The organism is Streptomyces sp. NPDC014864, assembly GCF_043081525.1.
GTDB lineage: Bacteria > Actinomycetota > Actinomycetes > Streptomycetales > Streptomycetaceae > Streptomyces.
In genome coordinates this window covers 84,493-107,437 of record NZ_JBIBWT010000014.1, presented here as the reverse complement: position 1 = coordinate 107,437, position 22,945 = coordinate 84,493, and the positions used below count along the sequence as shown (strand labels likewise).

Annotated in this window: 19 protein-coding genes, 1 tRNA gene and 1 pseudogene; 4 read left to right on the top strand and 17 right to left on the bottom strand. The window is 71.1% G+C overall.

Annotation, left to right across the window (positions count from 1 at the left end; all coding sequences use genetic code 11):
• Positions 1–21 precede the first annotated feature (21 nt).
• The 3 genes from ACF1A5_RS24330 to ACF1A5_RS24320 are packed head-to-tail and all read right to left on the bottom strand — an operon-like array spanning position 22 to position 3,283.
• Positions 22–927 carry a carbohydrate ABC transporter permease gene (locus ACF1A5_RS24330; RefSeq protein WP_392194978.1) on the bottom strand — a complete coding sequence of 302 codons (906 nt, stop codon included), beginning with the start codon at positions 925–927 and terminating at the stop codon, positions 22–24.
• An 11-nt stretch (positions 928–938) separates the two neighbouring features.
• Positions 939–1,952, bottom strand: a complete 1,014-nt coding sequence (locus ACF1A5_RS24325; RefSeq protein ID WP_392194977.1) for a carbohydrate ABC transporter permease — start codon at positions 1,950–1,952, stop codon at positions 939–941.
• A gap of 5 nt (positions 1,953–1,957) precedes the next feature.
• Positions 1,958–3,283, bottom strand: a complete 1,326-nt coding sequence (locus ACF1A5_RS24320; protein WP_392194976.1) for an extracellular solute-binding protein — start codon at positions 3,281–3,283, stop codon at positions 1,958–1,960.
• A gap of 371 nt (positions 3,284–3,654) precedes the next feature.
• Here ACF1A5_RS24320 and ACF1A5_RS24315 point away from each other — a divergent pair, with 371 nt between their 5' ends.
• Positions 3,655–4,710 carry a LacI family DNA-binding transcriptional regulator gene (locus ACF1A5_RS24315; protein ID WP_392194975.1) on the top strand — a complete coding sequence of 352 codons (1,056 nt, stop codon included), beginning with the start codon at positions 3,655–3,657 and terminating at the stop codon, positions 4,708–4,710.
• A 165-nt stretch (positions 4,711–4,875) separates the two neighbouring features.
• On the opposite strand, the gene ACF1A5_RS24310 is transcribed toward ACF1A5_RS24315, so the two are convergent.
• The 4 genes and pseudogenes from ACF1A5_RS24310 to ACF1A5_RS24295 all read right to left on the bottom strand — a co-directional run bounded on the left by ACF1A5_RS24310 (position 4,876) and on the right by ACF1A5_RS24295 (position 7,763).
• Positions 4,876–4,948, bottom strand: a tRNA-His gene (locus tag ACF1A5_RS24310).
• A 115-nt stretch (positions 4,949–5,063) separates the two neighbouring features.
• The gene (gene orn / locus ACF1A5_RS24305) at positions 5,064–5,666 is read right to left on the bottom strand and encodes an oligoribonuclease (RefSeq protein ID WP_392194974.1); all 603 of its coding nucleotides are present in this window, start codon (positions 5,664–5,666) and stop codon (positions 5,064–5,066) included.
• Between the two features lie 146 nt (positions 5,667–5,812).
• A pseudogene (locus tag ACF1A5_RS24300) lies at positions 5,813–7,052 on the bottom strand (helix-turn-helix domain-containing protein).
• Between the two features lie 378 nt (positions 7,053–7,430).
• Positions 7,431–7,763 (bottom strand): hypothetical protein, encoded by a 333-nt coding sequence (locus ACF1A5_RS24295; RefSeq protein ID WP_392194973.1) that lies wholly within the window; start codon positions 7,761–7,763, stop codon positions 7,431–7,433.
• Between the two features lie 344 nt (positions 7,764–8,107).
• On the opposite strand from ACF1A5_RS24295, the gene ACF1A5_RS24290 reads away from it, so the two are divergent.
• Together ACF1A5_RS24290 and ACF1A5_RS24285 are read left to right on the top strand one after the other, a co-directional pair.
• Complete coding sequence (locus tag ACF1A5_RS24290; RefSeq protein ID WP_392194972.1) at positions 8,108–8,635, top strand: universal stress protein; 528 nt, start codon at positions 8,108–8,110, stop codon at positions 8,633–8,635.
• A 136-nt stretch (positions 8,636–8,771) separates the two neighbouring features.
• Complete coding sequence (locus ACF1A5_RS24285) at positions 8,772–9,335, top strand: GPR1/FUN34/YaaH family transporter (protein WP_392194971.1); 564 nt, start codon at positions 8,772–8,774, stop codon at positions 9,333–9,335.
• A 164-nt stretch (positions 9,336–9,499) separates the two neighbouring features.
• On the opposite strand, the gene glmS is transcribed toward ACF1A5_RS24285, so the two are convergent.
• From glmS to ACF1A5_RS24270, 3 genes are all read right to left on the bottom strand, one after another.
• Complete coding sequence (gene glmS, locus ACF1A5_RS24280) at positions 9,500–11,317, bottom strand: glutamine--fructose-6-phosphate transaminase (isomerizing) (RefSeq protein ID WP_392194970.1); 1,818 nt, start codon at positions 11,315–11,317, stop codon at positions 9,500–9,502.
• Positions 11,318–11,341: 24 nt separating this feature from the next.
• Entirely contained in the window at positions 11,342–11,599 is a 258-nt protein-coding gene (locus ACF1A5_RS24275; protein WP_392194969.1) for a hypothetical protein, read from the bottom strand.
• A 163-nt stretch (positions 11,600–11,762) separates the two neighbouring features.
• Positions 11,763–12,647 (bottom strand): DUF4429 domain-containing protein, encoded by an 885-nt coding sequence (locus ACF1A5_RS24270; protein ID WP_392194968.1) that lies wholly within the window; start codon positions 12,645–12,647, stop codon positions 11,763–11,765.
• 133 nt (positions 12,648–12,780) lie between these two features.
• Between ACF1A5_RS24270 and ACF1A5_RS24265 the strand changes: the two genes are divergently transcribed.
• Complete coding sequence (locus tag ACF1A5_RS24265; protein WP_392194967.1) at positions 12,781–14,397, top strand: beta-N-acetylhexosaminidase; 1,617 nt, start codon at positions 12,781–12,783, stop codon at positions 14,395–14,397.
• A 100-nt stretch (positions 14,398–14,497) separates the two neighbouring features.
• Here the strand turns inward: ACF1A5_RS24265 and ACF1A5_RS24260 are convergent, their stop codons facing one another.
• From ACF1A5_RS24260 to ACF1A5_RS24230, 7 genes are all read right to left on the bottom strand, one after another.
• Positions 14,498–16,267 carry an IucA/IucC family protein gene (locus ACF1A5_RS24260; RefSeq protein ID WP_392194966.1) on the bottom strand — a complete coding sequence of 590 codons (1,770 nt, stop codon included), beginning with the start codon at positions 16,265–16,267 and terminating at the stop codon, positions 14,498–14,500.
• Complete coding sequence (locus tag ACF1A5_RS24255; protein WP_392194965.1) at positions 16,264–16,788, bottom strand: GNAT family N-acetyltransferase; 525 nt, start codon at positions 16,786–16,788, stop codon at positions 16,264–16,266. Before ACF1A5_RS24255 ends, ACF1A5_RS24260 begins: the two co-directional genes overlap by 4 nt.
• Positions 16,785–18,068, bottom strand: coding sequence for a lysine N(6)-hydroxylase/L-ornithine N(5)-oxygenase family protein (locus ACF1A5_RS24250; protein WP_392194964.1), 1,284 nt, complete (start codon positions 18,066–18,068; stop codon positions 16,785–16,787). Before ACF1A5_RS24250 ends, ACF1A5_RS24255 begins: the two co-directional genes overlap by 4 nt.
• Positions 18,052–19,518 carry a pyridoxal phosphate-dependent decarboxylase family protein gene (locus tag ACF1A5_RS24245; RefSeq protein WP_392194963.1) on the bottom strand — a complete coding sequence of 489 codons (1,467 nt, stop codon included), beginning with the start codon at positions 19,516–19,518 and terminating at the stop codon, positions 18,052–18,054. The genes ACF1A5_RS24250 and ACF1A5_RS24245 overlap by 17 nt, the downstream gene beginning before the upstream one ends.
• Positions 19,519–19,661: 143 nt before the next feature.
• Positions 19,662–20,528: a siderophore-interacting protein gene (locus tag ACF1A5_RS24240; RefSeq protein WP_392194962.1), complete on the bottom strand. Its 867-nt coding sequence runs from the start codon at positions 20,526–20,528 to the stop codon at positions 19,662–19,664.
• 41 nt (positions 20,529–20,569) lie between these two features.
• Complete coding sequence (locus ACF1A5_RS24235) at positions 20,570–21,619, bottom strand: ABC transporter substrate-binding protein (protein WP_392194961.1); 1,050 nt, start codon at positions 21,617–21,619, stop codon at positions 20,570–20,572.
• Between the two features lie 165 nt (positions 21,620–21,784).
• A complete protein-coding gene (locus tag ACF1A5_RS24230; RefSeq protein ID WP_392194960.1) occupies positions 21,785–22,945 on the bottom strand; it encodes an acyl-CoA dehydrogenase family protein in 1,161 nt (386 codons plus the stop codon).

Here is a 22,945-nt window from a genome sequence, read left to right as displayed (position 1 = left end):
GGCCGTGCGCGCCGCGGAAGTTCAGCCCTTGACCGCGCCCTGCATGATGCCGCCCACGATCTGCTTGCCGAAGATCGCGAAGACCAGCAGCAGCGGCAGCGTGCCGAGCAGCGCGCCCGCCATGATCAGCGACTGGTCGGGGGTGTAGCCGCGACCCAGGCCCGCGACCGCGACCTGCACGGTCGGGTTCCCGGTCTGGGTCAGCACCAGGAACGGCCACAGGAAGTCGTTCCAGGTCTGCACGAACGTCAGCATGGCCAGCACGGCCATCGCGGGACGCGCCGCCGGGAACACCACGTGCCACACCACGCGCCAACTGCTCGCGCCGTCCACCCGGGCGGCCTCGATGATCTCGTCCGGCAGCGCCTGGATCAGGTACTGCCGCATGAAGAACACACCGAACGCGCTGACCAGCGACGGCAGGATCACCGCCTGCAACTGGTCGGTCCAGTCCAGCTTGGCCACCATCATGTACAGCGGGATCACGCTGAGCTGCGGCGGCACCATCATCGTGCCGATCACGATCAGCATCAGGGCGCCCCGGCCCCTGAAGCGCAGCTTGGCGAAGGCGAACCCGGCGATCGTCGACAGGAAGACGATCGTGGCCGCCGACACCCCCGCGACGATGGTGGTGTTGAGGAAGGCCTTGCCCAGATTGGCGTCCGACCAGGCGACCTGCAGGTTGTGCATCAGGTTGGAGCCGAACCAGAAGGGCGGTGGTGTCTGCGCCAGCCGGGCGTTGTCGCGGGACGCGGCGACGGCACTCCACACCAGCGGGAACAGTGAGCCGATGGTGAACAGCACCAGGACCACGTAAGCCACCGGTCCGGCGTGCATTTGGCCGCCGGCGCGCGCCGACTTGGGCCGCCGGATGCGCTTGGCCTTGGGCGGGGCGGCGGCGCCGGGATTCGTCAGGGTCGTCGTCACGGCTGGTTCTCCTAACTACTGGCGCGCAGCCGGCGCGAGATGACGTAGTTGACGAACCCGATCAGGATGAGGATCAGGAACATCGTCCAGGCGATCGCGGAGGCCCGGCCCAGGTGCTGGTTGACCCAGCCCTGCTCGTACAGGTAGACGCCCAGGGTCTGGAACTGGTGGTCGGCGCCGCCGGAGGCGCCCTTGATGGAGTCGAAAAGCAGGGGCTCCCCGAACAGCTGGCTGGCGCCGATCGTGGACACCACGGTGGTGAACAGGATCGTCGGACGCAGCTGCGGCAGCGTCACGTGGAAGAACTGCTGCCAGCGGTTGGCGCCGTCCAGCGCCGCCGACTCGTACAGGTCCTGCGGGATCGCCTGCATCGCCGCGAGATAGATCAGCGCGTTGTAGCCGGTCCACCGCCAGATGACGATGGAGGAGACCGCGATCTGCGACGGCCACTTGTCGTTCTGCCAGTCGACGGAGCCGACGCCGACGTGGTGCAGCGCCCAGTTGATCATGCCGTAGTCGCGGCTGAAGAGCAGCACGAAGACCAGGGAAGCGGCGGCGATCGAGGTGGCGTACGGCGCGAGCATCGCGACCCGGTAGAAGGTCGACGCCCGCAGCCTGTAGTTGAGGATGTGCGCGAGCCCCATCGCCATCAGCAGCTGCGGAACGGTGGAGATGATGCCGATGGTCAGCGTGTTCTTCGCCGCGTTCCAGAAGAAGTCGTCGTCGAAGATCCGGGTGTAGTTGCGCAGGCCCGCCCACTGCATGTCGGTGGGCGTGGTCAGCTCCACCGTGTGCAGCGAGGCCCAGCCGGTGTAGACCAGCGGGAACAGGCCGAACGCTATGAAGAGCAGGAAGAACGGCGAGACGAAGGCGTACGGGCTCCAGCGGAGGTCCCGCTGCCAGCGGCGGGACAACCGGGCGCGGCGCTTGGCCTCGGCCTGCGAGGCGATGGCGGCGGGAGGGCGGACCGGGGCCGCGCCCCCGTCCTTGACGGGGAGCGCGGCGGTGTCGTGCCGGGGTGACATACCGGTCACTTCTCCAGGTTGTTGTCGATCGTCTTGGTGGCCGTCTTCCAGGCATCCTGGGGCGACTTGCCCTTCGTGACGAGGATGACGCCGTTGTCGCCCAGGCCGGCGCCGATGATCTGGTCCTTCGGGCCGATCGGCTGGAGCGGGATGGACTTGGCGGCCTCGGCGAAGATCTGACCGATCGGGCTGTCCCCTGTCATGGCGTTCTTCGCGTTCTGCACCGCGGGCATGTCGTAGACGGCGGGGGCGCTGGGGAAGCTGCCCTGTACGGCGAAGAGCTTGGCCTGCTGCTTCGGCGCGGTCAGCCAGGCGATGAGCTCCTCGGCCTCCTTCACGTGCTTGCCGCTCTTGGGCACGGTCAGGAAGCTGCCGCCCCAGTTGCCGGCCTTCGGCGCGGCGGCCACGTCCCACTTGCCGACCGCGTCCTTGCCCGACTTGGCCTTGAGGTAGCCCAGCATCCACGGGGGGCAGGAGATCGCGGCGAACTTGCTGTTCGCGATGGTCTGGTCCCAGGCCGGCTGGAACTGGGTCTGCGGCTGGACCAGGCCCTCCTGGGCAGCCTTCGCGGCCAGGTCGAAGTCGGCCTTGACGGCCGGGTTCGTCTTGTAGACGACCTTGCCGGAGGAGTCGTAGAACTTCGTCTCCTCACTGCTCAGGATGGCGCTGAGCAGACCGCCGGGGGAGTCCATGAAGACGGTGCCGCCGGGCGCCTTCTTCTTGTACCGCTCACCGACGCCGACCAGCTTGCTCCAGTCGCCCGCCCACAGCTTGCCCACCGCCTCGCGGTCCGAGGGCAGGCCGGCCTTCTGGAAGAGGTCCTTGCGGTAGCAGATCGCCATCGGGCCGATGTCGGTGCCGAGGCCTATGGTCTGGCCGTCCTTGGTGGTGGCCTGCTGCCACTTCCAGTCGAGCCAGTTGCTCTTGTTCACGCCGGACACCTTGGAGAGGTCCTCGAGCTTGGCCGCCTGTGTGTTCACCACCTCGGCGATGTTGCCGACCTCGACGGCCTGGACGTCCATCAGGCCGCTGTTGGTGGTGAGGTGGTTGACGAGCGCCGGATAGTAGTTCTCGTTCCGCTCGGTGACGTTCTCCTGGATCTTGATGTTGGGGTGGAGCTTCTCGTACTCGGTGTAGAGGCCGGCCTCCTTGAAGCCCATGGTGCCGAAGAGGCCCAGGGTGATCGTGGTCTTGCCGTTCGAGCTGCCACCGTCCGACGAGCCGGACGAGTTCTTGCCGTCGTCGGCACAGCCGGCCAGCAGCCCGGCGCCCAGCGTCGCGACTGCCGCCAGGGCCACCGCCCTCGTGGCGGTACGGGTACGTGCTCGCATTGCGTCCTCCTGTTGCCCTGACGTGCCGACCCCCCGGCCAACTGCATCTGCTGGGCCCCTGTGTTCTCGCTGCGGCTCGGGCGGGGAACGTGCGGGTTGTGTATGTGCCAGGTACCGTGGGAGCGCTCCCACGAATGATGTGTTGAAGGGTCGCGGGTTCGGGCGGGGGTGTCAAGGGAGTCGGCAAGCGGAGATGGCTCCAGTTATCGGCCTGTTAACTGGGCCCCGTCGCCCCCGGTCCGAGGTGCGGGGGCGAGCCGGTGCGGGCCGGGGCGCGGCCCGCGGTGGCGCCCCTCGCGGACGGCCACTCTCCCTGGTGCGGCTGTTAGATTCCAGCTCAGCGTGATGACGACGGCGGAGAGGCGGGGCCCATGGCAAGCCACGGAGCGCGGAGCCGGAGCGGTGGGCGGCCGACGCTCGAAGAGGTCGCCGCACGGGCGGGCGTGGGACGCGGCACCGTCTCCCGGGTGATCAACGGCTCGCCCAGGGTCAGCGACGCGACCCGCGCCGCGGTCGAGGCCGCGGTCGCCGAACTCGGCTACGTCCCCAACACGGCGGCGCGCGCCCTGGCCGCCAACCGAACGGACGCGATCGCCCTCGTCGTCCCCGAGCCGGAGACCCGATTCTTCGCCGAGCCGTACTTCTCCGACATGCTGCGGGGCGTCGGCTCCGAGCTGTCGGACACGGAGATGCAGCTGTTGCTGATCTTCGCGGGCAGCGACCGGGAGCGCAGGCGGCTTGCGCAGTACCTGGCGGCGCACCGCGTCGACGGCGTGCTGCTGGTGTCGGTGCACGCCGACGACCCGCTGCCCGACCTCCTGGCCCAGCTGGAGATCCCGGCGGTGATCAGCGGCCCGCGCTCCGCGGGGGAGACGCTCACCTCGGTCGACTCCGACAACTACGGCGGCGCCCGCTCGGCGGTGGAACACCTGCTGGCCCGTGGCCGCCGCACCATCGCGCACATCACCGGCCGCATGGACGTCTACGGTGCCCAGCGCCGTGTCGACGGCTACCGGGACGCGCTGCGCGACGCCGGCCAGGAGGTGGACGAACTCCTCGTCGAGCCGGGCGACTTCACCGAGGAGGGCGGCCGCCGCGCGATGACCCGGCTGCTGGAGCGGCGCCCCGGCCTGGACGCGGTCTTCGCTGCCTCGGACGTGACGGCGGCCGGCGCCCGCCAGGTGCTGCGCGAGGCGGGCCGCCGCATTCCGGAGGACGTGGCCCTGGTCGGCTACGACGACTCGGCCATCGCCCGTCACCTGGACCCGCCGCTCACCAGCGTCCGCCAGCCGATCGAGGAGATGGGCCGCGCGATGATCGACCTGCTGCTGACGGAGATCGCGGACCGTCGCCCGGCGGTGTCCCGGGGGCTGGAGCGGCGGCACGCGGTGCTGCCGACGGAGCTGGTGACGCGTACGTCGTCGTAGCGGTCGCGGCGGCTGTGGCGGTCGTAGCGGTCGCGGCGGCCGGTCCCGCCCGGTCGCCCGGCCCGCCGGCCGTGGGGCGCGAGGTGTGGGCCATGGGCCAATGGACCGTGGGCACAAAAGAATCAGCCGGTGACTCCGTTTCCGGAGTCACCGGCTGATCACCAGGGTGAGTGACGGGACTTGAACCCGCGGCCACCTGGACCACAACCAGGTGCTCTACCAACTGAGCTACACCCACCATGACCGGCGGTTCGCTTGGTGGCTTCCCGACCGGACGAGAAAAAGTGTACAGGGTCCGGAGGGGTGCTCGCGCACGGCTTTCTCCGGTGCCCCGCCACGTGTCCCCGGCGCCCTTACCGTGCGGGCAGGACGTGCTTCGCGGCGATCGTCTTGGCGGTGTCGGAGTCCGGGCCGGGCTGCGGAACGAAGACGGCCTCGCGGTAGTAGCGCAACTCCGCGATGGACTCGCGGATGTCGGCGAGGGCGCGGTGGTTGCCGTTCTTCTCCGGGCTGTTGAAGTACGCCCGGGGGTACCAGCGCCGGGCCAGCTCCTTGATCGAGGAGACGTCGACGATCCGGTAGTGCAGATAGTCCTCCAGCGTCGGCATGTCGCGCAGCAGGAAGCCGCGGTCGGTGCCGACCGAGTTGCCGCACAGCGGGGCCCTGCCCGGTTCCTTCACGTGCTCCCGCACATAGGCCAGGACCTGCTCCTCGGCGTCCTTCAGCGTCGTGCCGCCGGCCAGCTCGTCGAGCAGACCGGACGCGGTGTGCATCTGACGCACCACCTCCGGCATCGTCTCCAGCGCCGCGTCCGGCGGGCGGATGACGATGTCGACTCCCTCGCCGAGCACGTTCAGCTCGGAGTCGGTGACGAGGGCGGCCACCTCGATGAGCGCGTCGTCGGACAGCGAGAGGCCGGTCATCTCGCAGTCGATCCACACCATGCGATCGTTCATGTGTCTAACCTTACGGCGCGCCGGGGCGGGCTGAGCCGACCGTGCGGCGACCTCGTTCCGGGGGCCGCCCGAAAGGTCCCCGCGAGCGGCTTCTACGCCGGTCGAGCCGGGCGGGTGGGCGAGGGCCCCCCGCCCACCCGGTCCCGTCAGCTTCCGCTGCGCTGCCCCGGCAGGCTCGCCAGCGGTGCCGGCGTGCGGCGGCCGTGGTGCGGCAGCGGTCCCGGCCCCTCCGGGTGGAGGGACGGCGCCGGGGCGGACGGACCCGGCAGCCCGAGCGGGCCGGACGGAGCCGTCGAGCCGCCGGTCCCCGCGGGTCCGGCGGGGTTCGCCGGTCCCGTCGGACCGTCGCCGTCCATGGGCCGCTCACCCTGGGGGCGGCGCGCCCGGTAGGCCGCCCGGTAGGCGGCCGGGGACGAGCCCAGCTGCCGCCGGAAGTGCCCGCGCAGCGCCACCGGCGAACGGAAGCCGCAGCGCCCCGCGACCTCGTCCACCGAGTAGTCCGACGTCTCCAGCAGGCGCTGCGCCTGCAGCACCCGCTGGGTGATCAGCCACTGCAGCGGCGCGCTCCCGGTGAGGGAGCGGAAGCGGCGGTCGAACGTACGCCGGCTCATGTACGCCCGTGCCGCGAGCGTCTCCACGTCGAACTGCTCGTGGAGGTGCTCCAGTGCCCAGGCGACGACCTCGGCGAGCGGGTCGGCGCCGATCTCCTCCGGTAAAGACCTGTCGAGATAGCGCTCCTGCCCGCCGCTGCGGCGCGGGGGGACCACGAGGCGCCGGGCGAGCGCGCCCGCCGCCTCGTTGCCGTGGTCCGTCCGCACGATGTGCAGGCACAGGTCGATCCCGGCCGCCGTGCCGGCGGAGGTGAGCACGTCGCCGTCGTCGACGAACAGCTCTCGCGGATCGACGTGCACCGACGGATAGCGCTTGGCCAGCGTCGGCGCGTACATCCAGTGCGTGGTCGCCGGGCGCGCGTCGAGCAGGCCCGCCGCGGCCAGTACGAAGGCGCCCGTGCACAGCCCGACGATGCGGGCGCCCTCCTCGTGTGCCCGGCGCAGTGCGTCGAGCGCCTCCTCCGGTGGCGGAGAGGTGATCGAGCGCCAGGCCGGCACGACGACCGTGCCCGCGCGTGAGATCGCCTCCAGGCCATGTGGCGCGGTGAGTTCCAGGCCCCCTGTGGTCCGCAGCGGGCCTTCCTCGCCACCGCACACCAGCAGGCGGTAGCGCGGCACTCCGGCGTCCTGGCGGTCAATCCCGAACACCGAAAGCGGTATGGAACTCTCGAAGATGGCCGCCGCTGAACAGCAGCACCGCGACGATCTCCTTGCGACGTCGCCCGGAGAGTTTCCGGGCCGCGGCTTCCGGCGCGGCAGTGGAGTCGTGGCTCATACTGCTAAGCCCCCCTCGGTGGTCGCGGCTCCTCGGTTGTGTCGCTCCTGCACGTTTCCCCTCGGTTTTGCACGAGTCCCCCGCCGTAAGACAGTCAAGATCGAATCTACTGGGTCCCGCCGTGCCGACGTGGCCGGTTCAGCACCCGGCAGATTGTCGACATGGCAACTTGGCGTAAAGCATTCGATCACGAAGCGTTGCACTCGGGGAGCGCGCAGGGAAGTGCGCCTTGTGACGGTGGCCAATCCACATAGGGTGCGCGGGGCCCTTCGGACCCTTTCGGTGCAGGTGGAACGGGGGTTGGGGGGCACCTGGGGGCAGTGATGCGCCATCGCAAGAAGTTGGCTGAAAAGATACGGGCGGGAGCGCGGAAACCGGTCAGCCGACCGGTGTGGATCCGCCGGTGTGACGCCCGCCTCGGTGGGCTCCGGTGCCCGTCCGGTGCCGGCGGCCGCGATGCGGGGCCCGCTCCTCGGCGAGCAGCCGGGCCGCCCCGCGCTCCGACTGGCGCAGCAGCACGCGGCAGGCGGTGGTGACGGCCGCCAGGCCGAACGCGGTGCCGGTCGCGCCGGCCAGCGAGGTGCCGTACCAGAGCAGGACCACGGGGACGAGGACGCAGCTGAACGCCGCCCAGCGCACCACGTCGCTCGCGGTGTCGGTCGCGCGGGGCGGCGACGGGCGGCGCTCGGGGACGGTGCGGGGTCCGGACACGAAAGGTGCTCCCTACGGCGGTGGTTCACCGGGTTCAACGCATGTTCGAACTGTCGGTCACTGTGCGGAACGCGTCACCCTCCGGTCGCGTTGGGTGAACGCCGTACGAACCGCCTGTACCGGACAGCGACCATTGCCATCCGGGCGTCACTCGTGCATGCTCCGGGGAGCCGCGACCACGGGGGTCCCCCTGTGGCCCCGAGAAGTCGGGGGAGCGCGCGGCAACTGGGCCAAGGAGGCGTGCCGCCGTACCCTTGGGGGTATGGGGACGGGAAGACCATTCCCGGACACAGCTCCGCCGCAGACCGAAGTCCCTCATAAAGGATCACATCGCCGAGACAGCCATGGCCGGTCACGAATTCTTCGAACCCGCGGACCGCAAGCGTCCGGTCGCCGATCCCACGGCGGCCGATCCCCTGGCGGCCGAAGAGCCGCGCGCCGCGTGCGATCCCGCCTTCCAGCACGGCGTCGTCGTCGGCTTCGACGGTTCCACCTCCAGTGAGCGCGCCCTCGCCTACGCGATCGGCATGGCGCACCGCTCCCGGGCCGGGCTGATCATCGTCCATGTCGCCAACCGGCTGCCCACCACGGTGTGGGCGGGGTGCGAGCCTCCCGTCTTCGTGGACGTGCCGGACCACCGCACCGAGGTCCTCGGCCTCGAACTCGCCTGCGCGGAGTACCTCACCGAGGTGCCCTGGATCCTGGTCGAGCGCGGCGGCGACATCTGCCACGAACTGGAGGAGGTCGGCAAGGAGTACGAGGCGGACGCCATCGTCGTCGGCTCCACGCACGGCCTGGTCGGACGCCTCTTCGGCTCCGTGGCCGGCCGGCTCGCCAAGCGCGCGCGGCGGCCGGTCGTCGTCATCCCGTAGGCACCCGCGCACAGGCGCCCGTGCACGGTGCCACTCCTTTCCCCACCGCTGAATCTCCCCTCGCGCGAAGGTGTTTGTGCCCTTGTGAAGGGCATATACCGGTCACGCACCTGCGCACGCATGAAGGGAGCCCGCCGTGGACAACGACGTCTCCGCGGGAAGCACCACCACGATCGCCGGCCGACTCGCCCTGGGTATCACCCTGTTGGCCTTCGGCCTCGGACACACCAGGGTCATCGACGGCGTCACTGCGGCCGATGCCGTGACACTCGCTCACTATGTGGGCGGGGTGGCCCTGTTCCTCACCGGCCTGCTCGCCCTGCGCGACCACGACACCGCGAGCGGTACGGCGTTCACCGCGCTCGGCGCCCTGTGGTTCACCTGGGCCCTCTCGGCCGGCGGCCCGGCCTCCGGCAACGGCGCGGGAGTCTTCCTGCTGCTGTTCGCCCTCGTGACCCTCACCCTCACCCTCGCCGGCGGCGACCTCCTCGGCCAGGGCACCTACGGACTGTTCCTCGTCTCCCTGCTCCTGCTCGCCGTGGCGGAGTTCGCCGACAGCGGCAGCCTGGCGAAGGCCGGCGGCTGGTTCGCCGTCGCGGCCGGCGCGGTCTCCTGGTACGCGGCGACCGCGGCCCTCACCCACTGGCCCACGGCACTTCCGCGACGCGCTGCCGGCCGGGGGGTGACGGCCACCGGCTGAGGCAGCCGCGGGCCGGGCAGTTGGGCGGACCCCGGCCCCTGTGAGGAGCGACCCCCTGCGCCGGTGGCACCAGGGGGTCGCTCATGTCCGACCGGTCGCGCGGGAGTTGCGTCCGATCGACCGCTACTGCGCGACCTCGCGGCGGAGTTGCTCCGCCGCGCCGGTCACTCCACGGTGACGGACTTGGCCAGGTTGCGCGGCTTGTCGATGTCCCGGCCCAGCGCCAGCGCCGTGTGGTAGGCGAGGAGCTGCAGCGGAATGCCCATCAGGATGGGGTCCAGCTCGTCCTCGTTCTTCGGCACGACGAGCGTCTGGTCGGCCTTCTCCTGCTCCTGGTGCGCGACCGCGAGGATCTTGCCGCTGCGGGCCTTGATCTCCTCCAGCGCCGCGCGGTTCTTCTCCAGCAGGTCGTCGTCCGGCACGATCGCCACCGTCGGCAGGGCGGGCTCGATCAGCGCCAGCGGGCCGTGCTTGAGCTCGGAGGCCGGGTAGGCCTCGGCGTGGATGTAGGAGACCTCCTTGAGCTTCAGGGAGGCCTCACGCGCCACCGGATAACCCCGCACCCGGCCGATGAAGAGCATCGAGCGGGCGTCGGCGTAGCTCTCCGCCAGCTTCTTGATCTCCTCCTCCTGCTTCATGATCTGGGAGATCTGCTCCGGCAGCCGGCGCAGGCCCTCGATGATGCGCTTGCCGTCGCGGACCGAGAGGTCCCGGGTGCGGCCGAGGTGCAGGGCGAGGAGCGCGAAGGCGACCGTGGTGTTGGTGAAGCACTTGGTGGACACCACGCAGACCTCGGGTCCGGCGTGCACGTAGATGCCGCCGTCCGCCTCGCGGGCGATCGCCGAGCCGACCACGTTGACCACGCCCAGCACCCGGGCGCCCTTGCGCTTCAGCTCCTGGACGGCGGCCAGCACGTCGTAGGTCTCGCCGGACTGCGAGACCGCTACGTACAGCGTGTCGGGGTCCACGACCGCGTTGCGGTAGCGGAACTCGGACGCGGGCTCGGCGTCCGCGGGGATGCGGGCCAGCTCCTCGATCATCTGGGCGCCGATCATGCCCGCGTGGTACGAGGTGCCGCAGCCGAGGATCTTCACGCGGCGGATCTGGCGCGCCTCGCGGGCGTCCAGGTTCAGGCCGCCGAGGTGCACGGTGGAGAAGCGGTCGTCGATGCGGCCGCGCAGCACGCGGTCCACGGCGTCGGCCTGCTCGTGGATCTCCTTGTGCATGTACGTGTCGTGGCCGCCCATGTCGTACGAGGCGGCCTCCCACTCGACGGTGGTCGGCTCGGCGGTCGTGCGGGTGCCCTCGGTGGTGTACGTACGGAAGTCGTCGGCCTTGAGGGTGGCCATCTCGCCGTCGTCGAGCGTGACGATCTGGCGGGTGTGGGCGACCAGCGCGGCGATGTCCGAGGCGACGAACATCTCCTTCTCGCCGATGCCGAGGACGACCGGGGAGCCGTTGCGGGCCACGACGATACGGTCCGAGAAGTCGGCGTGCATCACGGCGATGCCGTAGGTGCCCTCGACGACCCGCAGCGCCTGGCGGACCTTCTCCTCCAGGGTCTCGGCCTGGGAGCGGGCGATCAGGTGGGTCAGGACCTCGGTGTCGGTCTCGGAGAGGAACTCGACGCCGTCCGCCTCCAGCTTGCGGCGCAGGTCGGCGGCGTTGTCGATGATGCCGTTGTGCACGACGGCGACCTTGTCGTCGGCCGACATGTGCGGGTGGGCGTTCACGTCGGAGGGGGCGCCGTGGGTGGCCCAGCGGGTGTGGGCGATGCCGGTGGTGCCCTTGAAGCGCGCCGGGACCTTGGCCTCCAGGTCGCGGACCCGGCCCTGGGCCTTGACCATCTTCAGGCCGGCCGCCTTGGGCGAGGTGACGACGATGCCCGCGGAGTCGTACCCGCGGTACTCCAGGCGCTGCAGGCCCTCCAGGAGCAGCGGCGCGACGTCACGCTTCCCGATGTATCCGACGATTCCGCACATATATACGTATCCCTCAGTCTGGACTCAGCCGTAGACGATGCGCCGCAACTGCCGGAGGGTGAGCTCCGGCGGCGCCACGGCCCGGTATTTCAGGTCCGCCGCGATCCGTTCGAAGATCGTCGCGTTCACCAGGCCCTGGGCCTGGAGCTCGCGGTGGCGGCGACGGACGTATTCCTCGGTCGTCTCGTCGAAGTAGGCGAGCACGTCCTGGATCACCCGCAGCGCCTCGCCCCGGCTCAGAGGCGTGGAGCGTGTCAAATGATCAACAAGTTCGTCGTGCACCCGGTTGATCCTGGGGTACCGGCGCGGCTTTCGCAACCAGCCTGCCCGATTTCGGGCACGATCCCGTTCAAACTGTCGTGGATCTCTCGTCGCGGCCGTCCGGTGGTGTCGGGTGGTGTCCGGTGGCGGCCCGGCCGTGGTGCGGCTGCCCTCCGGGGTGCCGTTACATGCGCCGGAGCACCGCCTGCTTGGCCAGGGAGAACTCCTCGGCCGTCAGCACGCCGGTGCGATGCAGCTCGCCCAGCTCCCGCAGCCGCCGCAGCAGCGCGTCGTGGTCGTCCTCGGCGGCGGGCGGGAGCGGTCGGCGAGCCTCGGGCTCCGGCGCCCGTACGGCCCCCGCCCCGGGCGCGCAGGGGTGCGGCAGCCGCGCCTGCACGGCCGCCGCGACCAGCGCCATCAGCGGGTCCTTCCGGAAGCCCCACAGCTCCACCGCGTTCGGGTCGAACTTCGGCGGGGCCTTGGTGGGCGCGTTGCGCACGGTGAAGCGGAGGTGGCCGTTCTCCAGCCCGGCGGCGGGCAGCCACTCCACGGCGGTGATGTCGGACAGGTCCAGCGTCCGGGTGCCGGCGGCGGCCTTGGCGTCCTCCGTCTTCCAGTTCCACTCCAGGCGCACGCGCTCGCCGTCGAAGCTCGCCGTGCCGTCCCCGGCGGACGCGGACAGCGGCACGGACGGGCCGGGCAGCAGGTACTCCGTCACCGGATCGGACGGAACCTCGTCCAGCAGCAGCGCGTTGCGGACCTCGTCGACGACGTACTCGGCGACGCCGTAGCGGTCGGACTCCACGAGCAGCTGATAGGGGTCGTGCGGCTCGGTCAGCCGTCCGCCGGTCGCGTGCAGCAGCGGGTCGGCGCCGTCGCGCAGCCGCAGCCTGAGCCGCCCGGACTTCCTCCCCTGTTCGAACGACACACCCGCCAACGCCGCCAGCGGGACGACGAGTTCACCCAGACTCTTACGGAGCACGCTGACGTTCTTGTCCCGTCCCGGGGTCAGCCGCAGGGCGTCGCCGTCGAACACCCACGTGCCGTCCTTCTGGATGATTTCCGCCATGGGGGGATTGTTTCACCGCTGCCACTTCTGCGAGAGAGTGGTCTATACCCGGCCGGGCCGCCGGCCCCGGAGTCGAGTTCCAGTCGAGAACTGTCGAGACCAGTCGAGAACAGCCGAGTTCAAGGGAGCGCATGTGAGACGGCACCCCAGCACGACTCCCCGCACCCCCCGGTTGACCCGCGTCCTCGGTGCGCTGCTGCTCGTGGCGGCGGCCGGGGTCTTCGCCGTCGGCGCGGCCCCCGCCGGGCAGGAGCGGGCCGCCGCGACACCGCTGGACCGGATCGTCCCGGCCCCCGCCTCGGCCGAGGCGTTCGGGTCCCCGTACCGCATCACCCGCGACACCCGCATCCGGATCGACATCGCGCGCGAGGACACCCGCCGGATCGGCGACTACCTCGCGGACGTCCTGCGCCCCTCGACCGGCTACCCGCTGCCGCTGACCACGCACGGCCGCGGCGGCATCCGGCTGCGCCTGGCGAACGGCCGCTTCGGCGCCGAGGGCTACCGCGTCGACAGCGGCCCCCAGGGCGTGACGATCACCGCCGGGGAGCCGGCCGGCCTGTTCCACGGCGTGCAGACCCTGCGGCAGCTGCTGCCCCCCGCCGTCGAGCGGAAGTCCGCGCAGCCCGGCCCGTGGCTGGTCGCGGGCGGCACCGTCGAGGACGCCCCGCGCTACGCCTACCGCGGCGCGATGCTCGACGTCTCCCGCCACTTCTTCACCGTGGCCCAGGTCAAGCGCTACATCGACGAGCTGGCCCTCTACAAGATCAACAAGCTGCATCTGCACCTCAGCGACGACCAGGGCTGGCGCATCGCCATCGACTCCTGGCCGCGCCTGGCGACCTACGGCGGCTCCACCCAGGTCGGCGGCGGCCCCGGCGGTTTCTACACCAAGGACGACTACCGGGAGATCGTCCGGTACGCGGCCTCCCGCTACCTGGAGGTCGTCCCCGAGATCGACATGCCCGGCCACACCAACGCGGCCCTCGCCTCCTACGCCGAGCTGAACTGCGACGGTGTCGCGCCCCCGCTCTACACCGGCACCAAGGTCGGCTTCAGCTCGCTGTGCGTGGCCAAGGACCGCACCTACGACTTCGTCGACGACGTCGTCCGTGAACTGGCCGCCCTCACCCCCGGCCGCTATCTGCACATCGGCGGCGACGAGGCGCACTCCACCAGCCACGACGACTACGTGAAGTTCATGGACCGGGTGCAGCCGGTCGTCGCGAAGTACGGCAAGACGGTGATCGGCTGGCACCAGCTCACCGGCGCGACCCCGGCCCCGGGCGCGCTCGCCCAGTACTGGGGACTGGACTCCACCGCCGCCGCGGAGAAGGAGCAGGTCGCCAAGGCCGCACGGAACGGCACCGGGCTGATCCTCTCCCCTGCCGACCGGGTCTATCTCGACATGAAGTACACCAAGGACACCCCGCTGGGGCTGGCCTGGGCCGGCTACGTCGAGGTGCGGCGGTCCTACGACTGGGACCCCGGCGCCTACCTGTCCGGCGCCCCCGCCTCCGCGGTCCGGGGCGTGGAGGCCCCGCTGTGGTCGGAGACCCTCTCGACCTCCGCCCACATCGACTACATGGCCTTCCCGAGGCTGCCCGGCGCCGCCGAACTCGGCTGGTCGCCCGCGGCCACGCACGACTGGGAGACCTACAAGGTGCGCCTCGCGGCCCAGGCGCCCCGCTGGGACGCCCTGGGCATCGGCTACTACCGCTCGCCCCAGGTGCCCTGGCCCAGCCGGTGACCCGGTAGGGCACGGCCGCGCACGGGTGCCCCGGAGGTCCGTACTCCGGGGCACCCGCCCGTCCGGGCCACCACCCCGCGAGGGGGTTCACCCGTCCGGGTTACCGCCCCGCGAGGGGGTTGGGCAGCGTGCCCGCCAGCCGGAGGGAGCCGGCCGGGTCGGTGAGGTCGACCATGTGGCGGTTGTCGCGCAGCTGGAGGCGGTTGAGGCAGGACAGGGCGAACTCGGGGGCGAACAGGTCGTACCGGCGGAACCGGTCGGCCAGTTCGGGCGCCGAGTCCTGGTACTCCCGGACGACCTCCGCGACCGTGCGCCAGAAGTCGTCCTCCGGCAGGACCCCCTCGGTGGCGAGGCCTGCGGCGAGGAAGCGGAAGAAGCAGTCGAAGACGTCCGTGAAGACCGACAGCAGCTTCCTGTCCTCCGGCACGTCCACCCGGATCCGCCGCACCTGGGGCGGCAGCGCGGCGTCCGGGTCCATCACCGCGATCTCCTCGGCGATGTCCTTGAAGATCGCGCGCCGTACGGCACCGCCCTCCAGGACCAGGATCACGTTCTCGCCGTGCGGCATGAAGACCAGGTCGTAGGCGTAGAAGCAGTGCAGCACAGGGACGAGGTACGCCCGGAGGTAGCCGCGGAGCCACTCGGCCGGCCGCAGCCCGGAACGTGCGATCAGCGCGTCGGCGAAGGACGCGCCCTCGTGGTCCGCGTGCAGCAGCGAGGCCATGGTGGCCAGGGACTCGCCCTCCTGAAGGGAGGGCACCGGGCTCTCCCGCCACAGCGCGGCCAGCATCTTCCGGTACGGCGAGTGGCGGTCCGTCGCCGCCTCGTACTCCAGGTGCCGGTAGCCGACCGCGGCCCGCTCCCGGATGATCGACAGGCCCGTCGCCTTCAGCACCGCATCGCCCTCGATCAGCCGGGCCAGCCAGTCGTTGACGGCCGGGGTGGCCTCCATGTAGGCCGCGGACAGTCCCCGCACGAAGCCCATGTTGAGGACCGACAGCGCCGTCTTGACGTAGTGCCGGTGCGGTTGGGAGGTGTTGAAGAAGGTCCGTATGGACTGCTGGGCCAGGTACGCGTCGTCGCCCTCGCCGAGGCACACCAGGTGCCGGCGGGCGACCTCGGCGGCGAAGGTGACGGACAGCTTGTTCCACCACTGCCAGGGGTGGACCGGCATGAGCAGGTAGTCGGCGGGGTCGAGTCCCCGGCCGCGCAGGACGCCGGCGAAGCGCTCGACCGTCTCCGCGCCCAGCTCCTGCCGTACGAACGTCTCGTACGCGATCCCGGCCCCGGCCGTGAACACCGCCCGGGAGCGGTGCGCGGCCAGCCACACCAGCCGGACGGGACGCGCGGTCTCGGGGGCGTACGCCAGGTACTCGTCGATCCCGAAGCCGAGCCGCCCGTTGTTGGCGACGAAGCAGGGGTGGCCCTCGGTCATGCCGGTCTCGACGTCCTGGAAGCCGCTCGCCGCCAGCTCGGCCGACGTGACGCGCGGCTTGGCGAGCTTGTAGCAGGTGCCGGCCAGGGTGGAGGAGATCTCCTCCAGGTAGACCGGCAGGATCTCGTCGCTCAGGCCCAGGGAGTCCTTCAGCTCGACGACGAAGTCCATCGCCGAGAGGGGGAGTTCGGTACCGTCGCGGTGGCGGGCGACGGAACCGGCGTCCACCTGCCAGTGGTCGAGCGCGCGGCGGACCGCGGTGAAGCGGTACCGGGTGCGGCCGTCGTCGCTGTGGACGGTGTAGTGGCCGCCGTCCCGCTCCGGGGCGATCAGCCGCTCGTGCGCGAACTCGGCGAGCGCCTTGCGCACGAGGAGGCGGTTGGCGGTGTCCCAGCGCTCGGGGGAGAGGTGGACCACGGCGTCGGCGGGGTTCACGCGCCCACCGCCCTCTCGAACCGCTCCCGGGTGCAGAAGCTCAGCAGCGCCGTCTTCTCCGGAGTCTCGATCTCGCGCTCCGGCACGAACCCGACGGCCGCGTTCAACGCGTGCACGGCCGTGTTGCGGACATCGGGCTCCACCACGACCCGGCGCGTCGCCGGATCCTCGAACAGGTGCCGCATCACCGCGGTGATCACGGCGTGGGTGAACCCGTGCACGGGCGTTTCGGCCGGTGCGACCAGGAAGTGCATCCCGACGTCGCCCGGACGCGCCGCGTACAGTCCGGCCAGTTCCCGGTGGGCGGGGTCGTAGCGCTCCATCAGGAAGACCGGCTCGCCCTCGTGCAGCCCGAGGAACGCGTCGTGGTGCTCGTCGGCCGCGATCCCCGTATAGACGCGCTCCACGTCCTCCGGTCGCGCGTCCCGCATCCTCCAGAACGCCGCCTTGGGGTGCGTGACCCAGCCGTGCAGCAGGCCGGCGTCCCGCGCCGGGTCGAGCGGGCGGATGGTGAAGGTCATACGGCGAACTCCTGGAAGGCGATGGTCTTCTCGACCGGGTAGTACTCGCTGCCGAGCAGCTCGCGGATGATGCAGCTGTTGCGGTAGGCGCCCATGCCGAGGTCGGGGCTGGTGACGCTGTGGGTGTGGACGGCGGCGTTCTGCAGGAAGACGCCGCGTCCGGTGACGTCGATCGCGTAGTTGCGGGCCACGTCGAAGTTGCCGTGGGCGTCGCGGCGCAGGCGGTCACGGACGGGCGCGAGGAAGTCCGGCTCCCGGTACCGGTAGCCGGTGGCCAGGACCAGGCCCTCGGAGCGCAGCTCGAAGTCCTTCCCCTGCTCTTCCTGGCGGAAGGTGAGGGTGTACGTGCCGTTGTCGTGCCGCGCGCCGTTCAGGCTGGAGTTGGTGAGCAGGCGGGTCGGGACGGGGCCGGCGAGGTTCTTCTCGTAGAGCAGGTCGAAGATGGCGTCGATCAGGGCCCCGTCGATGCCCTTGAACAGGCCCTTCTGCTCGGCCGTGAGGCGGTAGCGGACGGCCTCCGGGAGTCGGCGGAAGTAGTCGATGTACTCCGGGGAGGTCATCTCCAGGGTGAGCTTGGTGTATTCGAGCGGGAAGAAGCGCGGGGAGCGGGTCACCCAGTTCAGCCGGTAGCCGTGGACGTCGATCTCGCCGAGCAGGTCGTGGTAGATCTCGGCGGCGGACTGGCCGCTGCCGACCAGGGTGATCGACTCCTTGCGCCGGAGCTCCGCCCGGTGCCGTGCGTAGCGCGAGGTGTGGATGAAGTCGCCGCCCAGGCCCCGGCAGGAGTCGGGAAGGTACGGCGAGGTGCCGGTGCCGAGGACCAGGTGGCGGGCCCGGTACGTCTCGCCGTCCGCCGTCCGCACGGCGTAGAGCCCGTCCGCCTCGTCGTACGTCACCTCGGTCACCGTGGTGCCGAAGCGCACGCCGGACAGTTTCGAGGCGGCCCAGCGGCAGTAGTCGTCGTACTCGACGCGCAGCGGGTAGAAGTTCTCGCGGATGTAGAACGAGTACAGCCGTCCGCGCTCCTTGAGGTAGGTCAGGAAGGAGTACGGGGAGGTGGGGTCGGCCAGGGTGACCAGGTCCGACAGAAACGGGGTCTGCAGGTGGGCGCCGTCGAGGAACATCCCCGAGTGCCACTCGAAGCCGGGCTTGGACTCCAGGAACACGCCCGTCAGTTCGGCGATCGGCTCGGTGAGGCAGGCGAGGCCGAGGTTGAACGGGCCCAGGCCGATCCCCACGAAGTCGTACGCGGCGCCCGGGCCTTCAGGATGCGCGGTCAAGGGACTCTCCCAGGTACTGCTCGGCGTGGCCGGCGATCAGGTCGAGGACGGCGGCGAGGTCGGCCGTCGTGGTCTCGGGGTTGAGCAGGGTGAACTTCAGGTGGTGGCGGCCGCCGACCTTGGTGCCCGCGACGACCGCCGCACCGGAGGCGAACAGGGCCTTGCGGGCGTGGAGGTTGGCGCGGTCGATCTCGGCCGGGTCGGTGGCGGCCGCCGGGACGTGGCGGAAGACGAGGGTGGACAGCGCCGGCTCGACGACCACGTCGAAGCGGGGGTCGGCGGCGAGCATCCCCCAGCCCTCGGCGGCCAGGTCGCACACCTCGTCGAAGAGGCGGCCGATCCCGTCGGCGCCCATCACGCGCAGGGTCGTCCATAGCTTGAGGGCGTCGAAGCGACGGGTGGTCTGCAGGGACTTGTCGACCTGGTTGGGGATGCGCTCGCTCACCGTGCGGCGCGGGTTGAGGTACTCGGCGTGGTAGGTGGCGTGCCGCAGGGTGGACGCGTCCCGGACCAGGAGGGCGGAGGAACTCACCGGCTGGAAGAAGGACTTGTGGTAGTCGACGGTGACCGAGTCGGCGCGCTCGATGCCCGCCAGGAGGTGGCGCCGGGTGGGGGACACCAGCAGACCGCAGCCGTAGGCCGCGTCCACGTGCAGCCACACGCCGTACCGGTCGCACAGCTCGGCGATCTCCGGCAGCGGGTCGATGGAGCCGAAGTCGGTGGTCCCCGCGGTGGCGACCACGGCCATCGGGACCAGGCCCTCACGGCGGCAGCGTTCGAGTTCGTGGGCGAGCGCGACGGTCCGCATCCGGCGGTCCCGGTCGACGGGGAGAGACACCACCGCCTCGGGGCCGAGGCCGAGCAGCTTCGCCGCCTTGCGCACGCTGAAGTGACCCGCCTCGGAGACGAGGATCCGCAGCCCGGCGAGGGAGTCCGCCCCCGCGCGCCCCCCCTGGCCCGGCTTGGCCTCCTCGCGGGCCAGGAGCAGCGCCTGGAGGTTGGACTGGGTGCCGCCGGAGGTGAACACGCCGTCGGCGGCGGGGCCGAGGCCGATCCGGGAGGCCGTCCAGTCGACCAGTTTGCGCTCGATGAGGGTGGCACCGGCCGACTGGTCCCAGGTGTCGAGGGAGGAGTTGACGGCGGACAGGACCGCCTCGCCGAGCACCGCCGGGATCACCACGGGGCAGTTGAGGTGGGCCACGTAGCGGGGGTGGTGGAAGTGGACCGCGTCCCGCAGATAGACCTCCTCCAGTTCGTCGAGGACCGCCGCGGTGTCGTGCAGCGGCCGGTCCAGGTCGATGGCGTCGATGCGGGGGGCGAGGGCGTCGGCGGTGATGCCGGTGAACGGACGGTCGGTGGCGGCGAGATGGGCGGCCACCCGCTCTACTCCTTGGGTCACGGAGCGGCGGTAGTGCTCCGCGGTGAGGTCATTGAGCAGGTGCGAGCGCATGTGGGGGTCCTCCGGTGGGTGGGGACGGTCCGTGCGGACGTGGGCGAGGGGCGAAGCCCGGCATCAACTTAGGTTAGCCTAACCTAAGTTCCCCCTGGAACTCCGCCCCTCGGTGACCGCGTCACGCCATCGCTGCCGCCGCGTCACTCCCGGGTGCGCAGCTCCTCCTCGCTCAGGCCGTGCCGCCAGTAACCGACGAAGGTGACGCGCCGCCGGTCGATCCCGCGCTCTCCGACGAAGTGCCGGCGCAGTTCCCTGACGCATCCCGACTCGCCCGCGAGCCAGACGTACGGGCGCGCCCCGGAGGGCAGCCGGACGTTCCGTACGGCGTCGAGGGCCAGGGGGGAGTGCGCGGGCCGGGCGGCGTCCCGGACCAGCCAGGTCACCTCGGCGTCGGCCTCGGTCGGCACGTCCTGGATGTCCCCGGCGTGCCGCACCTCCAGCCAGGCACGCACCGGGGTACCGGCCGGCAGGGACTCCAGGACGGCGCTCGCCGCGGGCACGGCGGTCTCGTCGCCCCACATCAGGACCAGGTCGGTGTCCTCGGGCGGGCGGAAGCGGATCGCGCGGTTGTCCGCGACGGCGGGACCCAGCAGCAGCACGCGGTCCCCGGGGGCGGCCCGGGAGGCCCAGAGCGAGGCGGGGCCCGCCGGGGCCGTGGCGCCCGGCCCGACCCCGTGCAGCACGAGGTCGATGTCGATCTCGGCGGTGCTGCCGCGCGCGTCCCGGCGCAGGGCGCGCAGGGTGTACGAGCGCATCACCGCCCGTACGTCGTCCGGGAGGTCGCGCCAGGCCTGCCACCACCCGTCCCCGAAGCGGACCGGGACGACGGGTTCGCTCGTGCCGGGGCGCGGCAGGAACAGCGACAGGGACTGGTCGCGTCCCCCGGAGTGGAAGGCGTCCAGGTCGGGGCCGGCGAAGGTGACGCGGACGAGCGAGGGGCCGAGCCGCCTCGTCGCCACGACCTGGAGGGAGAAGAAACGGAACGGGGCGGCTACGGCGGTGGTCATCGGGGCTCCTGAGAACGTCGTCCGGGGTGGGGGCCGGGGTGTCAGCCGACCTTCTGGGCCTTCTCGATGGCCGCGGCGAGATCGTCGAGCAGGGGCGCGCACTTGTCGTACGACAGGATCGGCTCGGGATTGCGCGCGATGACCTGGCCGGCCCTGACGGCGGGGAGCTTCTTCCAGGTGCCCGCGGTGATGTCCGCGGGCTGGATGGCCGAGGTGCGGTTGTCCATCATGATGATGTCCGCCGCGTACTTGTCGACGTTCTCCCAGCTCAGCGACTCGTACCAGCCGCCGCCCTCGGCCTTGGCCCGCTCCGGGGGCTCGACGAAGGTGACGCCGAGCGCCTTGAAGTACTCGAGGTCGACGGAGAGGTCGGTGCCGGAGACGTAGAAGAGGTCCTGGGCGGCCGAACCGGCCAGCACCCTGATGCCGGGGTTGGCCCGGGCGGCGGCGCGCAGCCGGGCCGCCGCGTCCTCGAAGCGCTTCCGGGCCTGCTTGATCTTCTGCGTGGTGACATCGGCGCCGAGCGACTCGGCGAGGGCGAGCATGCGCCGGAGCGGTTCGGTGAGTTGACGGTCGTAGACGGAGAGGCCCACGGTCGGGGCGCCGACGGCGAGGATCTTCTTCTTCGACTCCTCGGGGACGTACCAGAGGGTGCCGGCGTCGTCGAACATCGTGGAGACGAGGAGGTCGGGGGCGAGGGCCGCGTACTTCTCGATGCTGAATCGGCCCCACGCGTTGCCGAGGACGGTCACCTTGCTGACGTCCATGTCGCCGGCCTGCACGTCGCCCTTGCCGTCCTTGGTCCTGGTCGGGCCGAAGACGCCCTTGGCCTGGATGCCGTAGTCGTACAGCGCGGCCGCGACCCCGACGAAGGCGACGATGTCGGACGGCACCCGGTCCGCCTTGGCGCTCCGGCCGCGGTCGTCCCGGAAGGACCAGCGGCCGGGCCCGGCGGCCCCCGCCGCGTCGCCCGGGCCACCGTTTTTCGCGTCCTCGCCGCCGCAGGCCGCTAGGACGGCGCCGAGGCCGAGGGCGCCGCCCGCGGCGAGGACGCCGCGGCGGGAGGGGTGGGTTGCACGGGAGTTGGGCATGGGTGCGACTGCTTTCGAACGGGGCGGGGCGCCCGCCGGACAGGAGTGAAGTTAGGTTAGCCTAACCTCACTCCCTGTCCAGGGGGTGGGTGCCGCGCCCGGCCCGGTCGGCGGCCCGTGCGCTGTTCGGTTGTCGGTTCGTCAGCTCGTCAGAAGGTCAGCCGGTCAGCTGGTCAGTCCCAGCTCTCGCGCGATGAGCATCCGCTGGACCTCGCTGGTGCCCTCGCCGATCTCCAGGATCTTGGAGTCGCGCCACATACGGGCGACCGGGTACTCGTTTATGAAGCCGTAGCCGCCGTGGATCTGGGTGGCGTCGCGGGCGTTGTCGACGGCGATCGTCGAGGAGTAGAGCTTCGCCAGCGCCGCCTCCTTCTTGAAGGGCTCGCCCGCCACCAGGCGGCTGGCCGCGTCGCGCCAGGCGAGGCGGGCCGTGTGGGCCTTCATCTCCATGTCGGCGATCTTGAACTGGACGGCCTGGTTGGCGCCGATGGGCCTGCCGAAGGCGTGCCGCTCCTTGGCGTACTTCACCGACTCGTCGACGCAGCCCTGGGCCAGGCCGGTCGCCAGGGCCGCGATGGCGATGCGGCCCTCGTCGAGGATCCGCAGGAACTGCGCGTAGCCGCGGCCCTCCTCGCCCAGCAGGTTCGCGGCCGGCACACGGACGTCGGCGAAGGACAGCTCCCGGGTGTCGGAGGCGTTCCACCCGACCTTCGAGTAGGCGGGCGCCACCGTGAAGCCGGGCGTGCCGGAGGGGACGATGATCGCGGAGATCTGCGGCCGCCCGTCGGGCTTGCGGCCCGTCACCGCCGTGACCGTGACCAGGCCCGTGATGTCGGTGCCGGAGTTGGTGATGAAGCACTTGGTGCCGTTGATCACCCATTCGTCGGTGTCCGGGTCCAGGCGGGCCGTCGTCCGGGTGGCACCCGCGTCGGAGCCGCCGTCCGGTTCCGTCAGGCCGAACGCGCCGAGCATCTCACCGGAGCACAGGCGCGGCAGCCACGTGCGCTTCTGCTCCTCGGTGCCGAAGAGATGGACCGGCATGGCGCCCAGCGAGACGCCCGCCTCCAGGGTGATCGCCACCGAGGAGTCCACCCGGGCCAGCTCCTCCAGCGCGATACCGAGGGCCAGGTAGTCGCCGCCCATCCCGCCGTACTCCTCGGGGAACGGCAGCCCGAACAGGCCCATGCGGCCCATCTCCCGCACGATCTCGTACGGGAACTCGTGGCGCTCGTAGAAGTCGCCGATCTTGGGCGCGACGACGTCGTGCGCGAACGCCTCCACCGTACGGCGGAGTTCTTCCAGCTCGGGGGAGAGACGGTGGTCCAT